The 14,331-nt window shown below is 72.3% G+C and carries 14 protein-coding genes; 7 read left to right on the forward strand and 7 right to left on the reverse strand.

Annotation, left to right across the window (positions count from 1 at the left end; genetic code table 11):
- The first annotated feature begins 156 nt into the window (after positions 1-156).
- Positions 157-1,647, forward strand: coding sequence for an aldehyde dehydrogenase (locus tag DCW30_RS31400; protein WP_062780194.1), 1,491 nt, complete (start codon positions 157-159; stop codon positions 1,645-1,647).
- Positions 1,647-1,880: a ferredoxin gene (locus DCW30_RS31405; RefSeq protein ID WP_076686585.1), complete on the forward strand. Its 234-nt coding sequence runs from the start codon at positions 1,647-1,649 to the stop codon at positions 1,878-1,880. The genes DCW30_RS31400 and DCW30_RS31405 overlap by 1 nt, the downstream gene beginning before the upstream one ends.
- A gap of 60 nt (positions 1,881-1,940) precedes the next feature.
- Here DCW30_RS31405 and DCW30_RS31410 read toward each other — a convergent pair whose 3' ends face one another.
- On the reverse strand, positions 1,941-2,561 hold the full coding sequence (locus tag DCW30_RS31410) for a TetR family transcriptional regulator (protein WP_076686586.1): 621 nt from the start codon (positions 2,559-2,561) through the stop codon (positions 1,941-1,943).
- A gap of 229 nt (positions 2,562-2,790) precedes the next feature.
- On the opposite strand from DCW30_RS31410, the gene DCW30_RS31415 reads away from it, so the two are divergent.
- The 3 genes from DCW30_RS31415 to DCW30_RS31425 are packed head-to-tail and all read left to right on the forward strand — an operon-like array spanning position 2,791 to position 5,998.
- Positions 2,791-4,155 (forward strand): glycosyltransferase family 4 protein, encoded by a 1,365-nt coding sequence (locus DCW30_RS31415; RefSeq protein ID WP_076686587.1) that lies wholly within the window; start codon positions 2,791-2,793, stop codon positions 4,153-4,155.
- Positions 4,155-4,919, forward strand: coding sequence for a class I SAM-dependent methyltransferase (locus DCW30_RS31420; RefSeq protein WP_076686588.1), 765 nt, complete (start codon positions 4,155-4,157; stop codon positions 4,917-4,919). Before DCW30_RS31415 ends, DCW30_RS31420 begins: the two co-directional genes overlap by 1 nt.
- Positions 4,916-5,998 carry a prenyltransferase/squalene oxidase repeat-containing protein gene (locus tag DCW30_RS31425; protein ID WP_076686589.1) on the forward strand — a complete coding sequence of 361 codons (1,083 nt, stop codon included), beginning with the start codon at positions 4,916-4,918 and terminating at the stop codon, positions 5,996-5,998. The genes DCW30_RS31420 and DCW30_RS31425 overlap by 4 nt, the downstream gene beginning before the upstream one ends.
- 30 nt (positions 5,999-6,028) lie before the next feature.
- On the opposite strand, the gene DCW30_RS31430 is transcribed toward DCW30_RS31425, so the two are convergent.
- A complete protein-coding gene (locus DCW30_RS31430) occupies positions 6,029-6,322 on the reverse strand; it encodes a hypothetical protein (RefSeq protein WP_076686590.1) in 294 nt (97 codons plus the stop codon).
- A 134-nt stretch (positions 6,323-6,456) separates the two neighbouring features.
- Here DCW30_RS31430 and DCW30_RS31435 point away from each other — a divergent pair, with 134 nt between their 5' ends.
- Positions 6,457-7,008 (forward strand): hypothetical protein, encoded by a 552-nt coding sequence (locus DCW30_RS31435; protein ID WP_076686591.1) that lies wholly within the window; start codon positions 6,457-6,459, stop codon positions 7,006-7,008.
- 10 nt (positions 7,009-7,018) lie between these two features.
- Here the strand turns inward: DCW30_RS31435 and DCW30_RS31440 are convergent, their stop codons facing one another.
- From DCW30_RS31440 to DCW30_RS31460, 5 genes are all read right to left on the reverse strand, one after another.
- Positions 7,019-8,029 (reverse strand): LLM class F420-dependent oxidoreductase, encoded by a 1,011-nt coding sequence (locus DCW30_RS31440; protein ID WP_076686592.1) that lies wholly within the window; start codon positions 8,027-8,029, stop codon positions 7,019-7,021.
- Between the two features lie 117 nt (positions 8,030-8,146).
- Positions 8,147-9,016, reverse strand: coding sequence for a hypothetical protein (locus DCW30_RS31445; RefSeq protein WP_062780185.1), 870 nt, complete (start codon positions 9,014-9,016; stop codon positions 8,147-8,149).
- Positions 9,017-9,198: 182 nt separating this feature from the next.
- A complete protein-coding gene (locus DCW30_RS31450) occupies positions 9,199-10,209 on the reverse strand; it encodes an N-acetylmuramoyl-L-alanine amidase (RefSeq protein WP_076686593.1) in 1,011 nt (336 codons plus the stop codon).
- Positions 10,210-10,231: 22 nt separating this feature from the next.
- A complete protein-coding gene (locus DCW30_RS31455) occupies positions 10,232-10,909 on the reverse strand; it encodes a class I SAM-dependent methyltransferase (RefSeq protein ID WP_232626674.1) in 678 nt (225 codons plus the stop codon).
- Positions 10,910-11,002: 93 nt separating this feature from the next.
- On the reverse strand, positions 11,003-12,745 hold the full coding sequence (locus DCW30_RS31460; protein ID WP_076686594.1) for an MFS transporter: 1,743 nt from the start codon (positions 12,743-12,745) through the stop codon (positions 11,003-11,005).
- 321 nt (positions 12,746-13,066) lie between these two features.
- Here DCW30_RS31460 and DCW30_RS31465 point away from each other — a divergent pair, with 321 nt between their 5' ends.
- Positions 13,067-14,254 carry a lipid-transfer protein gene (locus tag DCW30_RS31465; RefSeq protein WP_076686595.1) on the forward strand — a complete coding sequence of 396 codons (1,188 nt, stop codon included), beginning with the start codon at positions 13,067-13,069 and terminating at the stop codon, positions 14,252-14,254.
- Positions 14,255-14,331: the final 77 nt, after the last annotated feature.

Raw genomic sequence — 14,331 nt, forward strand, 5'->3', positions numbered from 1 at the left:
TGCCCAAGTCGACCGCATGCAAAGGATGTTGAAGCCCCTCCGGCGGGCTCGCGCCCCCCCGTGGACTCCTGCAAGTAGAACTGGTATCAGTTCTGATAGACAGTCAGATGCCGCCGCGCAGCCACCCCGCAGCCGCCCCGCAGGAGGCAGTCAGCCATGACGGAGCTCGTGGAACACGGACAGCTGGTCATCGGCGGTGAGCTGGTCGACCCGCTCGGCAAGGGCGTCATCGACGTCGTCTCGCCGCACACCGGCCAGGTCTTCGCCCGCGTCCCGCACGCGGCCCCCGCCGACGTGGACCGCGCCGTCGCCACCGCGCGCAAGGCGTTCGACGAAGGCCCTTGGCCGCGCATGACCGTGGACGAGCGGATCGAGGTCGTCACCAGGATCAAGGACGGCTTCGCGGCGCGGCACGAGGAGATCGCCCGCGTCATCAGCTCCGAGAACGGCACCCCGTACACCTCCAGCGTCATGGTGCAGGCCCTCGCCGCCATGATGGTCTGGGACGCGGCGCTCACCGTCGCCCGCGGCTTCACCTACGAGGAGCGGCGCGACGGAGCGCTCGGCGAGCTCCTCGTCCGCCGCGAGCCCATGGGCGTCGTCGCGGCCGTCGTGCCGTGGAACGTCCCGCAGTTCACCGCCGCCGCCAAGCTCGCGCCCGCGCTCCTCGCCGGCTGCCCGGTGATCCTCAAGACGTCGCCGGAAGCGCCCCTGGACGCGTACATCCTCGCGGAGATCGCCGCGGAAGCCGGCCTGCCCGCCGGCGTGCTCTCGGTCATCTGCGCCGACCGCGAGGTCAGCGAGCACCTCGTCGGGCACCCTGGCGTCGACAAGGTGTCCTTCACCGGCTCCGTCGCCGCGGGAAAGCGCGTCATGGAGGTCGCCGCCCGCAACCTCACGCGCGTCACCCTCGAACTCGGCGGCAAGTCCGCCGCGATCGTGCTGCCCGACGCCGACGCGGCGAGCGCCGTCGCGGGCATCGCCCCCTTCGCCTGGATGATCAACGGCCAGGCCTGCGTGGCCCAGACCCGCATCCTGGTGCCCCGCACGCGCTACGACGAGTTCGCCGAGGCCTTCGCCGCCGCCGCCTCCGGACTCAAGGTCGGCGACCCCATGGACCCCGCGACCGAACTCGGTCCGCTGGTCGCCGAGCGCCAGCGGCGGCGCTCCCTCGACTACATCCGCATCGGCCAGGAGGAGGGCGCGAAGATCCTCGCGGGTGGCGGCCGCCCCGCGGGGCTCGACCAGGGCTGGTACGTCGAACCGACCCTCTTCGGCGGCGTCGACAACACGATGCGCGTCGCCCGCGAGGAAATCTTCGGACCCGTGATCTGCCTGCTGCCGTACGGCGACGAGGACGAGGCCGTGCGGATCGCCGACGACTCCGACTACGGGCTCAGCGGCAGCGTCTGGACGGCGGACGTCGAGCGCGGCATCGACGTCGCCCGGCGGGTGCGCACCGGCACGTACTCCGTGAACACCTTCAGCCTCGACATGCTCGGCCCCTTCGGCGGCTACAAGAACTCCGGCCTGGGGCGGGAGTTCGGACCCGAGGGGTACGGCGAGTACTTCGAGCACAAGATGATCCATCTCCCCGCGGCGTATGCGCCACCCGCCGACGCGGCGGAGCCGGGGGCGGGCGCCTGATGGGCGACCGCTGGCGCGTCGAGGTCGACCGCTCCCTCTGCGTCGGCTCCGGCATGTGCGTCCTCACCGCGCCCGGCGGCTTCGCCCTCGACACCGCCCGGCAGTCCCACCCCACGGCGTCCGAGAGCGACGCCGACGGGAAGGTCCTCGACGCGGCGGAGGGCTGCCCCGTGGAGGCGATCACGATCACGCTCGCCCACAGCGGCGAGACCGTGTTCCCGCCGGAGGACTGACGGAGGACTGACGGAGGACGCCACGACGGGCACGCGCCCGCGATGGCCCCGGCGGTGCGGCTACGCCCGGGGCTCGGCCGTCAGGTCGATGAGCTTGCAGACCGTCTCGATGTCGATCTTGACCTGGGCGATCGAGGCCCGCCCCGACAGCCAGGTGATGAGCGCGGAGTGCCAGGTGTGCTCGATCACCCGCACGGCGGAGAGCTGCCGCGCGCTCGGCGGCTCCGGCAGGCCCATCGCGTCCAGGATGATCGCCGTGGTGAGCCGGGAGACCGTGTCGACCTCCGGGCTGACCGACCGGTCGGCGAAGGTGAGGGCCCGCACCATCGCGTCCGCGAGGTGCGGCTCGCGCTGGAGCGCGCGGAAGGCCCGCATCAGCGTCTCCGCGACGCGCTCGGCGGGCGTCTCCCCGGCCGGCGGGCGCTTCCTGAGCGTGCCGTGCATGCGCTGGAGCTGGTCCTGCATGGTGGCGACCAGCAGATGGACCTTGGAGGGGAAGTAGCGGTACAGCGTGCCGAGGGCGACGCCCGCCGCCTCGGCGACCTCCCGCATCTGCACCGCGTCGAAGCCGCCCCGGCTGGCCAGCTGCGCGCTCGCGTGCAGGATGCGGCGGCGGCGCGCCTCCTGGCGCTCGGTCAGGGGCGGCGTCGCGGGGTCCGCCGCTCCGGCTTCCGCTGTCATGTGGATGCCCCCCTCCGGAAAACGCCTCGCGAGATCGCACAGCATGGCAGGGAGCCGGTCGTGGCGCGAATCACCTGATCCGGGCCCTACACCCTCGGCTACCTGCCGGTAGATTCGGAGCTCGATCAGCGATCATTCAACGATCACCCAACGATCAAGTCTGTAACTTGTTCTAGATTACCGTCCCGGCGTAATCTCGCGGACAACTGCACGGAGAAGGGGGCCGAGAGTGACCGCTGAGGCCATGGAAGCGGGCCCCCGCAAGGGCTCCGGCGCCGACGACGACCGGCCGCTGCGCATCGCCCTCCTGACGTACAAGGGGAACCCGTTCTGCGGGGGCCAGGGCGTCTACGTGCGCCACCTCTCGCGCGAGCTGGCGCTGCTCGGCCACAGCGTCGAGGTGATCGGCGCCCAGCCCTACCCCGTGCTCGACGAGGGCGCGGGCCCGGGGAACCCGAGGCTCACCGAGCTGCCGAGCCTGGACCTCTACCGCTCGCCGGACCCCTTCCGCACCCCGAAGCGCGACGAGTACCGCGACTGGGTCGACGCCCTCGAAGTGGCGACGATGTGGACCGGCGGCTTCCCCGAGCCCGTCACCTTCAGCCTGCGCGCCAGACGCCATCTGCGGGCCCGGCGTGGCGACTTCGACGTCGTGCACGACAACCAGACCCTCGGCTACGGCCTCCTCGGCGACCTGGGCGCCCCGCTCGTCACCACGATCCACCACCCCATCACCGTCGACCGGCAGCTCGAACTGGACGCCGCGCCCGACCTCAAGCGCCGCCTCTCCGTCCGCCGCTGGTACGCCTTCACCCGCATGCAGAAGCGCGTGGCACGGCGGCTGCCCTCCGTCCTGACCGTCTCCGGCACCTCGCGGCAGGAGATCATCGACCACCTCGGCGTCCGCCAGGACCGCATCGACGTCGTCCACATCGGCGCCGACACCCGCCTGTTCTCGCCCGACCCGGCCGTGCCCGAGGTGCCCGGCCGCATCGTGACGACCTCCAGCGCCGACGTCCCGCTCAAGGGCCTGGTCCACCTCGTCGAGGCGCTCGCCAAGACGCGCACCGAGCACCCCGGCGCCCACCTCGTCGTCGTGGGGAAGCGCGCCGAGGACGGCCCCGTCGCCCAGGCCATCGAGCGCTACGGCCTCGAAGACCGCGTCGAGTTCGTCAAGGGCATCACCGACGCCGAACTCGTCGACCTCGTCCGCTCGGCGCAGGTCGCCTGCGTGCCCTCGCTGTACGAGGGGTTCTCCCTCCCCGCGGCGGAGGCGATGGCCACCGGCGCCCCGCTCCTCGCCACCACCGGCGGCGCCATCCCCGAGGTCGCGGGCCGCGACGGCGAGACCTGCCTCGCGGTGCCGCCCGGCGACGCGGACGCGCTCGCCGCAGGGCTCAACCGGCTGCTCGGCGACGCGGAGCTGCGGGCCCGCCTCGGCCGGGCGGGCCGCGAGCGGGTGCTGCGGAAATTCACCTGGGCGCAGGCAGCCAAGGGCACGGCGGAGCGCTACCGCGAGGCCATGAGCCGCTCCGCCGCCACGAACCCCGGCCGCCCCGCGGCCACCGCGACGTACTCCGGGAGCCATCGCTGATGCTGACCGTCGACTTCACCCGCTTCCCGCTCGCCGCGGGTGACCGCGTCCTCGACCTGGGCTGCGGCGCGGGCCGGCACGCCTTCGAGTGCTACCGGCGCGGGGCCCGGGTGGTGGCCCTGGACCAGAACGCCGAGGAGATCCGCGAGGTCGCCAAGTGGTTCGCCGCGATGAAGGAGGCGGGCGAGGCCCCGGTGGGAGCCACGGCCACCGCGATGGAGGGCGACGCGCTCAACCTGCCCTTCCCCGACGCCTCGTTCGACGTCGTGATCATCTCCGAGGTCATGGAGCACATCCCCGACGACAAGGGCGTCCTCGCCGAGATGGTCCGGGTGCTGAAGCCCGGCGGCCGCATCGCCGTCACCGTCCCGCGCTACGGCCCCGAGAAGGTCTGCTGGGCGCTCAGCGACGCCTACCACGAGGTCGAGGGCGGCCACATCCGCATCTACAAGGCGGACGAACTCCTCGGCAGGATGCGCGAGGCGGGCCTCAAGCCCTACGGCACCCACCACGCGCACGCGCTGCACTCGCCCTACTGGTGGCTGAAGTGCGCGTTCGGCGTCGACAACGACAAGGCGCTGCCCGTGCGCGCCTACCACAAACTGCTCGTCTGGGACATCATGAAGAAGCCGCTCGCCACCCGCGTCGCCGAGCAGCTCCTCAACCCCGTCGTCGGCAAGAGCTTCGTGGCGTACGCGACCAAGCCGCACCTGCCGCGGGCCGCGGCCGACGCCACTGACGACGCCGCGGCGGACGCCAAGTGACGAGCCCGGAGCGGACCGAACACCTCGTCCTGCCCGGCGTCCTGACGGCGGAACAGGCCACGGCGACGGTGCGCGGCATCCTCGCCGTCCAGCGCGAGGACGGCGCCATCCCGTGGTTCCGCGGCCACCACCTCGACCCCTGGGACCACATCGAGGCAGCCATGGCGCTCGACGCGGCCGGCGAGCACGCGGCGGCCGAGCGCGCCTACGCGTGGCTCGCCCGGCACCAGAACACCGACGGCTCCTGGTACGCGGCCTACGCCGACGGGGACCCGCACGACGTCACCGACCACGGCCGGGAGACCAACTTCTGCGCCTACATCGCGGTCGGCGTCTGGCACCACTACCTCGCCACCGGCGACGACGCCTTCATCGACCGCATGTGGCCCGTGGTCTTCGCCGCCGTCGAGTTCGTCCTCGCACTCCAGCAGCCCGGCGGGCAGATCGGCTGGAAGCGGGAGGCGGACGGCACGCCCGTCACCGACGCGCTGCTCACCGGCTCGTCCTCGATCCACCAGGCGCTGCGCTGCGCCCTCGCCATCGCCGAGCAGCGCGAGGAGCCGCAGCCCGACTGGGAGCTGGCCACCGGCGCCCTCGCCCACGCGATCCGCCGCCACCCCGAGCGCTTCCTCGACAAGGACCGCTACTCCATGGACTGGTACTACCCGGTCCTCGGCGGCGCCCTGACCGGACCGGAGGCCAAGGCGCGGATCGAGGAGGGCTGGGACCGCTTCGTGGTGCCGGACCTCGGTGTGCGCTGCGTCGTGCCCAACCCCTGGGTCACCGGCGGTGAGAGCGCCGAACTCGCCCTCGCCCTGTGGGTCCTCGGCGAGTCCGACCGCGCCCTGGAGATCCTCCAGTCCATCCAGCACCTGCGCGACCCGGAGAGCGGCCTGTACTGGACGGGCTACGTCTTCGAGGACCGGGCCCGCTGGCCCGAGGAGCTGACCACCTGGACGGCGGGCTCGCTGCTCCTCGCGGTGGCGGCGCTCGGCGGCGACGAGGCGACCTGCGCCGTCTTCTCCGGTGAGCGGCTGCCGGGCGGCCTGGCCCCGGAGTGCTGCCGGAGCACTCCGTAGCGCAGGTGGGACGGGGTTTGCGACGGTGGGTCAGTAGCGGCGCAGACGGCCCGCGAGGGCGTGGCCGATGAGCAGGTACACGACCGCCGCGAGGCCGTAGCCCGCGACGACCCTGGCCCAGGCCGCGTCGAAGGTGAACAGGTCGTGGGACCAGCCGGCGAGGAAACGGGCCACGTCGTGGATGAACTGGACGAGCTCGTTCGCGCGGTTGGCGTCCAGGAGGTACATCAGGATCCACAGCCCGAGGATGAGGGCCATGACGTCCGCGATGACCATGATGATGTTCGCTGCGGTGCTTCCACTTGAGCGTCGCACTGGGGACATGGCAACCGTTTACCTGCAATGCGCGCGTTGAAACAGCGCGCCCTCCCGAACCCGTACGGTCCCGCCCGAGTGGCGGGGCCCCGGGGCCGGGGTGACGCTGCCCGGAGGACCGCTCACCTCTGGAGGCCGCTGCCGTGCTCAGCTCCGTACCCGTCCGCAACGCCGGAGTCTCGCTCACGCTGTGCTGCAGTCTGCTCGTCGGCGCTACGGCCTGCGGCAACGACAATGCCAAGGAGGCCGAGGCGTCGGCGCCGTCGGCCAGCAGCAGCGCCGAGAAGCAGAAGTTCGCCAAGACCCGCTTCGTCGCCAACGCCGGGCTCGCCGCCGGAGCGACGTACCAGTGGATCGTGAAGCCGTGGCGTGCGGGCAAGTTCAAGAAGGGCGCGGACGGCCGCAAGTTCGCCCTGGTCAAGGCGGGCCTCGCGGGCGCGTTCACGTACAACAGGCTGAAGGCCGCGACGAAGAACGCCAAGGGCGACCCGACCCTGTCCAAGGCCGTGGCGCCGCTGTCCGAGAGCATCGAGAAGCTGAAGGACCTGCCGTCCAAGCTCCGCAAGGGCGACTCGACGGACTCGATCGTGAAGGACTTCGACGGGGTCATCAACTCCGTGAAGGGCGCGGGCAAGGAGGCCGGGGCCGAGGTCAAGGACAAGGTGCCGTCCGCCGGCGAACTCGGCAACGGCTGACGACGCGCTCTCAGGAGTTCAGCTCGGCGAGGACCCGCAGGGTGTGCGGGTCCGGGGCGAGGACCAGCAGGTCGGTGACCGGGCCGGCGCGCCACGCGGCGAGGCGCTCGGCGACCCGCGCACGTGGGCCCACCAGGGAGATCTCGTCGGCGAAGGCGTCCGGCACGGCGAGGACGGCCTCCTCCTTGCGGCCCGCGAGGAACAGCTCCTGGACCCGCCGCGCCTCCTTCTCGTAGCCCATGCGGGCCATCAGGTCGGCGTGGAAGTTGCGGGCGGCGTGCCCCATGCCGCCGATGTAGAAGCCCAGCATCGCCTTGACGGGGAGCAGGCCCTCGGCGACGTCGTCGCAGATCTTCGCGCGGGCCATCGGGGCGATGGTGAAACCCTCCCGCAGCCCGGCGAGGGAGGCCTCGTACACGTCGGTGCGCAGCGGCGACCAGTACAGCGGCAGCCAGCCGTCCGCGATCCGCGTCGTCTGCTCGATGTTCCTCGGCCCCTCCGCGCCGAGCAGGACCGGCAGGTCGGCCCGGAGCGGATGGGTGATCGGCTTCAGCGGCTTGCCGAGCCCGGCGCCGTCGTCGCCCGCGTAGGGATGCGGATGGAAGCGGCCCCGCACCTCCACCGGGCCCTCGCGGCGCAGCACCTGCCGTATGACCTCGACGTACTCCCGGGTCGCGGTGAGCGGCGACGTCGGGAAGGGCCGCCCGTACCAGCCCTCCACCACCTGCGGTCCCGAAAGACCGAGGCCGAGCGTCATCCGCCCGCCGGAGAGGTGGTCGAGGGTGAGCGCGTGCATGGCGGTGGCGGTGGGGGAGCGGGCCGCCATCTGCGCGACGGCCGTGCCGAGCCTGATCCGTGAGGTGTGCGCGGCGATCCAGGTGAGCGGCGTGAAGGCGTCCGAGCCCCAGGCCTCGGCGGTCCACACCGAGTCGTAGCCGAGCCGTTCGGCCTCCTGGGCGAGGGCGAGGTGGCCGGGGTCGGGGCCGCGCCCCCAGTAGCCGAGTGCGAGCCCGAGCCGCATACGCCCTCCCGGTCCACGGAGCTGAACTGACGGCAAGTCAGCCGCTGGCCGGGCCGACTGTACGACAACGGCCCCCCGCCCGGAAGGGCGGGGGGCCGAGGGACTGCCGGGCGCGGATCAGCCGCGCTGGATCCCCGTGGTGTCCTGGAGGACGCCGCGACGGCCGTCCTGCGTCTGGGCCACCAGGCCGGGGCCGCGCTGCTCGACGGCGAGGTACCAGGTGCCGGGAGCCAGTTCGGCGATCGGCGTGGGCGAGCCGTCCTCCGCGTACAGCGGACGCGGCACCGGCACGGCGAACCAGAACGGCGAGAAGTCCCCCGCGGGCTGCGCCTGCGCGGGCGGCGGGGTCTGCCCGGCCTGCGGCTGCGGCTGCCCGCCGAAGGACTGACCGCCCTGCGGCTGACCCGGCTGACCGCCGTAGGGCGAACCCGGCTGCGGCTGGCCCGCGCCGGCGCCCGGGTAGCCGTAGCCACCCTGCGGCTGACCGCCGTAGGGGCCGGGGGCGGCCGGACGGGGGGCGCCCATGAGGGGGGCCTTGAGGGCGGGGACGACCAGACCGGCGATCGCGCCGGCGGCCAGGACCAGCGCGCCGATCAGACCGAGGATGAGGCCGACGCCGGCGTCGGGGGACTCGCTGCTGCCGGCGCCGAGGCCACCGAGCCGATCGATGATAATCCCGAAGGACTGGTCGGTGTCGAAGATCGCACCGAGCGAGGACCATGCCGCGGCCAGCGCGAAGGCGACGCCGAGCTGTCCCAGGTCGAGGCCCACGACCTTGCGCTGCGGCTGCATGGCGCGGCCGAGGACGATGAGCGCCGCACCGATGATGCCGAGCAGGTACACGCTCAGCAGCAGGTTGCCGTTGTCCCAGGCGGTGGGAACGGAGTCGCCATCGCCGTCGAAAGTGTCGAGGAACGACGCGATGAAGAGCAACACCGCTGCTCCGATCACCACGCCGTCGCCTCGAGTGAGGGAGCGGAAATTCACTTCAGGTCCTTCGTCAGTCGTCTCGTCAGTGGAGGCGTCGCTGTCGCCGTGTTCGCGGTCGTGTCGCGGGGCGCGAAGCGCGGGGGTGGCCCCTCATCGTAGGAGGGACAATATCGTCCGGACGTGTGGGGTGTCTGCTCGGGATAAAGACGTCCACATTACAGAAGGAAGACGTTCACGCATCACCCCCGCAGGAATCCCTCGATCCCCTCGGAGATGCCCCGCGCCGCCTTCTGCCGCCACGCGCCGCTCTTGAGGAGCGCCGAGTCCTTCGCGTCCCGCATGTTGCCGCACTCGACGAAGACCTTGGGGACGGTGGAGAGATTGAGGCCGCCGAGGTCGGTGCGGGTGTCGAGGCCCGTGCCGTCGCCGATGTAGTTGGAGGGGGCGCTGCCCGTCACCTCGACGAACTTTCCGGCGATGCGCTCGCCCAACTCCTTGGAGGGGATCACGATCGCGGAGGTGTCGGCCGCGCCCGACCTCACCTTGCCCGGCATGATCACGTGGTAGCCGCGGTTGCCCGCTCCGGAGCCGTCGGCGTGGAGGGAGACCACGGCGTCGGCCCCGGCCTTGTTGCCGATCCGGGCGCGCTCGTCGACGCAGGGGCCCCAGGGGCGGTCGCCGTCCTGCGTCAACTTCACCGTGGCGCCCTGTTTTTCGAGCAGGGCCCGCAGCCGGTGGGCGAGGTCCAGGGTGAACTCGGCCTCCGTGTAACCGTCGTTGGTCGAAGTGCCGGTGGTGTCGCACTCCTTGCTGTTCGTCCCGATGTCCACCTTGCGGTTGATCTCCGTCGCGTGACGGAAGTTGCCGGGGTTGTGGCCGGGGTCGATGACGACCGTCCTGCCCTTGAGGGGGCCGTTCGCGGCGGGGCGGCTGGCGGGCGGCTTCGTGCTCGAATCGTTGCCGTCGCCCTCCCCGTCTTTCTTGTTGTCTTTATCACCCTTGTCGTCCTTTCCGGACGCCGAAGGCGTGGGTGAGCCGGGCTCGGAGGGGGCGCTCTGCCCGGTGGACGCGCTCGGCGAGGCCGGCAGCGAGCGCGCCGGGTCATCACCACCGGGGCCGCTCGTCGCCTGGTAGACGAGCCACCCGGCCAGGCAGGTGGGCACGAGGGCGGCCACCGCCACGGTGATCGGGCGGCCGACGCCGCGCTTGGGGGGCGGGGAGGGATCGAATTCCGGACCTACGTACGACACGAGGGCGAGCCTATCCGCGCGGTCAGGTCCCCGCTCCCGTTCGCCGCAGCACGCGCAGCGAGTCCACGGACGCGACCTCGGTGAACGCCCCGGACTCCAGGGCCCTGAGATACACGCGGTAGGGAGCCTGCCCGGTCATGATGTCGACCGGGTCGGGGAAGACGTCGTGGATGACGAGCAGTCCGCCCTCGGCCACGTGCGGGGCCCAGCCCTCGTAGTCGGCCGTGGCGTGCTCGTCGGTGTGGCCCCCGTCGATGAAGACCAGGCCGAGCGCGCCGCCCCAGACCTTCGCCACCTGCGGCGAGCGGCCCACCACGGCGATCACGTGCTCCTCCAGGCCCGCCGTGCGCAGGGTACGGCGGAACGTGGGCAGCGTGTCCATCAGGCCGACCTCGGGGTCCACCGTCTCCGGGTCGTGGTACTCCCAGCCCGGCTGCTGCTCCTCGCTGCCGCGGTGGTGGTCCACGGTGACCGCGGTCGTCCCCGCCCGCCGGGCGGCGTCGGCCAGCAGGATCGTGGAGCGTCCGCAGTAGGTGCCGACTTCGAGGAGCGGCAGGCCGAGCGCGGCGGCCTCTGTCGCGGCCGCGTACAGCGCGAGCCCCTCGGCGCGCGGCATGAAGCCCTTGGCGGCCTCGAAGGCGGCGAGGACCTCCGGCTCGGGCACGGGGGCCGTCCCGGCCATGTCGGGCGCGTCGGCCATGGGGCTTCCTCCGGGTCGTACGGGATGTCGGCGCCCCATGATGCACCGCGCCCCCGCCACGGGGGTGACGGGGGTGCGGGCGGAGCGCGGAGGTCAGGACAGTACGTCGCTGTCGTCGGACGAGCCCGTGAGGGCCAGGTCGACCCGCACCGGGCGCTCCCCGCCCGGGTGCGCGGCGGCCGAGGCCCGCGGCGCGTGCCCCGACGCGGTGGCGGCGAGGACGTAGGAGCCGTCGGCGGGCACGTCGAGGGCGTAGCGGCCCTCGGTGTCGGTGAGGGCGGCGCCCGCCTGCTTGCCGCGGCGGTCGATCAGCGTGACCTTGGCGCGGGCCAGCGGCGCGCCGTCCGCGCCGTGCACCTGGCCGTGGAAGCCGGCCAGGGCCCTGGTCGCGCGCTCCAGGTTGGCGTCCTCCTCGCTGCTGGCCCGCAGCTGCGTCGTGGCGGGGCGGCGCGCGGAGGGCAGGAACAGGGCGAAGACCAGGCCGATGACGACGGCGGCGGTGGCGATCAGGAACGAGACCCTGAAGCCGTGCATGGTGGGCACGGCCACGCCGCCGACGTGGTCCGCGGTGTTGGCGAGGACCATGCCGATCACGGCGCTGGAGACGGAGGTGCCGATCGAGCGCATCAGGGTGTTCAGGCCGTTGGCCGCGCCCGTCTCGGAGGCGTCGACCGAGCCGATGATGAGCGCGGGCAGCGAGGAGTAGGCGAGGCCGATGCCCGCGCCGAGGACCACCGCGATGATGATCGTCTGCCAGGCGGCGCTCATCAGGCCGAGGCCCGCGCCGTAGCCGACCGCGATGATCAGCATGCCGAGGATGAGGGTGGTCTTCGGGCCGTACTTCGCCGACAGGCGGGCGTAGACGGGAGCCGTGAACATCATCGTCAGGCCGAGCGGCATCACGCACAGACCCGCGACGACCATCGACTGGCCGAGGCCGTAGCCGGTCGCCGACGGGAGCTGGAGGAGCTGGGGCAGGACGAGCGAGACGGCGTAGAAGGCGACGCCGACCATGATCGAGGCGAGGTTGGTGAAGAGCACCGCGCGGCGGGCCGTGGTGCGCAGGTCCACCAGCGGCGCCTTCACGCGCAGCTCCATCACGCCCCACAGGACGAGCACGACGGCGGCGGCGGTGAAGAGGCCCAGTGTGGTGCCCGACGACCAGCCCCAGTCGCTGCCCTTGGTGATCGGCAGCAGGAACAGCACGAGCCCCGCGGAGAGGCCGAGCGCACCGAGCACGTCGAAGGTGCCCGCCGCGCGCATGGGGCTCTCCGGGACGAAGGCCACGGTCAGCAGCATCGAGAGGACGCCGAGCCCCGCGGCGCCGAAGAACAGGGCGTGCCAGTCGGCGTGCTGCGCGGTGAGCGCGGCGAGCGGCAGCGCGAGACCGCCGCCGACGCCGATGGAGGAGCTCATCAGGGCCATCGCCGAGCCGAGCTTCTCGCGGGGCAGCTCGTCCCGCATCAGGCCGATGCCGAGCGGGATGGCGCCCATGGCGAAGCCCTGAAGGGCGCGCCCCACGATCATGATCAGCAGGTCGTCGGTGAAACCGCAGACCAGCGAGCCGACGACCATCACGGCGAGGCTGGAGAGCAGCATCTTCCGCTTGCCGAAGAGATCGCCGAGGCGGCCCATGATCGGCGTGGCGACGGCGCCCGCCAGCAAGGTCGAGGTCATGACCCAGGTGGCGTTCGAGGGCGCGGTGTCCAGCAGGGCCGGCAGATCCTTGATCACCGGCACGAGCAGGGTCTGCATCACCGCGACGACGATGCCGGAGAAGGCGAGTACGGGGACGACTCCGCGGGTGCCGCGTGGTTGGGTCGTCGTCATCGACATTGCGTGGGGCCTCCGAAGGGCGCGAGGTGGGGCTGGGCGGTCGTTACGTGTAGCTCGAACCTGTCACCTCGGGCGACTATTCCGACGGGTGTCGTACGAGGGGAACTCTTGACTCTTTGTTAACCGGGTCATCACCGAGGCCGCCCCTTGTGCGCGGCTGGCCCGAAATGCCGGTTCCGCAGCCGGCGCCGACGGGGCCCCGCAGCTGACCTTCCGTCAGATTGGAACGTGTTCTACCCTGACGCCCGCCCCGGTCGCCGCCACCGGCGAGGCGGGGGCGGTTCCCGGGCGTCCACCGTGACTGAAGGAGTACGTGCCCTCATGAAGAGCTACGTCGTCGGTGTCGGCATGACCAGGTTCGAGAAGCCCGAGACGCGGGACTGGCGGTACTGGGACATGGCGAAGGAGGCCGGGACCAAGGCCCTGGAGGACGCCGGCATCGCGTACGACCAGGTCGAGCAGGTCCCCGTGGGCCACTGCTTCCAGCCGTCGACGGCCGGGCAGCGCGCCGTCTACGAACTGGGCCTGACCGGCGTCCCCGTCTACAACGTCAACAACAACTGCGCGACGGGGGCGACCGCGCTCATGATGGCGCGGCAGTTCGTCGAGGGCGGCCTCAACGACTGCGTGCTCGCGCTCGGCTTCGAGCAGATGACGCGCGGCGCCCTGGGCGGCGGCAGCGGCGGGGGAGACCTCAGCGCCTCTCCCGTGGCCCGCCACTACGGCGTCATGGCCGCCCGGCACGGCTTCGAGGCGACCCCGCCGACCGCGCAGATCTTCGGCAACGCGGCCCGCGAGCACATGGAGAGGTACGGCACGACCGAGGCGCAGCTCGCGGCCGTCGGCGCCAAGAACCACCGGCACTCGGCGGCCAATCCGTACGCCCAGTTCCAGGACGAGTACACCGTCGACGAGGTCCTGGCCGCGCGGACCGTGCACCGGCCGCTCACCAAGCTCCAGTGCTCGCCGACGTCGGACGGCGCCGCCGCGGCCGTCGTCGTCTCCGAGCGGTTCGTCCGGCGGCACGGCCTCGCCGGCCGGGCCGTGGAGATCGCCGCGCAGGCCATGGCCACCGACACCGGCGAGTCCTTCGCCTCGGGGTCGTGCATCGACGTCGTCGGGCAGCCGATGTCGCGGGAGGCGGCCCGCCGGGTGTACGAGGACTCCGGGCTCGGCATCGAGGACGTGGACGTCATCGAGCTGCACGACTGCTTCTCCGTCAACGAACTCCTCACCTACGAGGCGCTCGGCATGTGCGCGGCCGGGGAGTCGGGGAAGCTCGTCGAGAGCGGCGCGACGACGTACGGCGGACGCTGGGTCGTGAACCCCTCCGGCGGCCTCATCTCCAAGGGCCATCCGCTCGGCGCCACGGGGCTCGCGCAGGTCACCGAACTGGTCGGACAGCTCCGCGGCGAGGCGGGGGCCCGGCAGGCGCCGGACGCCCGGGTCGGCCTCGCCCACAACATCGGCCTCGGCGGGGCGGCGGTGGTGACGCTGCTGCGGCGGTGACGGCGGGCGGTGGGGGTGGCCGGGGAGGGTCCTGGGTCCTAGGCCCAGCGGCCCAGGACCCGTGGAGCGAAATCCCG

The organism is Streptomyces alfalfae, assembly GCF_004127445.1.
Taxonomy (GTDB): domain Bacteria; phylum Actinomycetota; class Actinomycetes; order Streptomycetales; family Streptomycetaceae; genus Streptomyces; species Streptomyces alfalfae.

Bases quoted from the DNA above. Each gene is read 5' to 3' on its own strand.
- DCW30_RS31400 (WP_062780194.1), top strand. From the start codon at position 157: ATGACGGAGCTCGTGGAACACGGACAGCTGGTCATCGGCGGTGAGCTG.
- DCW30_RS31405 (WP_076686585.1), top strand. From the start codon at position 1,647: ATGGGCGACCGCTGGCGCGTCGAGGTCGACCGCTCCCTCTGCGTCGGC.
- DCW30_RS31410 (WP_076686586.1), bottom strand. From the start codon at position 2,561: ATGACAGCGGAAGCCGGAGCGGCGGACCCCGCGACGCCGCCCCTGACC.
- DCW30_RS31420 (WP_076686588.1), top strand. From the start codon at position 4,155: ATGCTGACCGTCGACTTCACCCGCTTCCCGCTCGCCGCGGGTGACCGC.
- DCW30_RS31430 (WP_076686590.1), bottom strand. From the start codon at position 6,322: ATGTCCCCAGTGCGACGCTCAAGTGGAAGCACCGCAGCGAACATCATC.
- DCW30_RS31440 (WP_076686592.1), bottom strand. From the start codon at position 8,029: ATGCGGCTCGGGCTCGCACTCGGCTACTGGGGGCGCGGCCCCGACCCC.
- DCW30_RS31455 (WP_232626674.1), bottom strand. From the start codon at position 10,909: ATGGCCGACGCGCCCGACATGGCCGGGACGGCCCCCGTGCCCGAGCCG.
- DCW30_RS31460 (WP_076686594.1), bottom strand. From the start codon at position 12,745: ATGTCGATGACGACGACCCAACCACGCGGCACCCGCGGAGTCGTCCCC.
- DCW30_RS31465 (WP_076686595.1), top strand. From the start codon at position 13,067: ATGAAGAGCTACGTCGTCGGTGTCGGCATGACCAGGTTCGAGAAGCCC.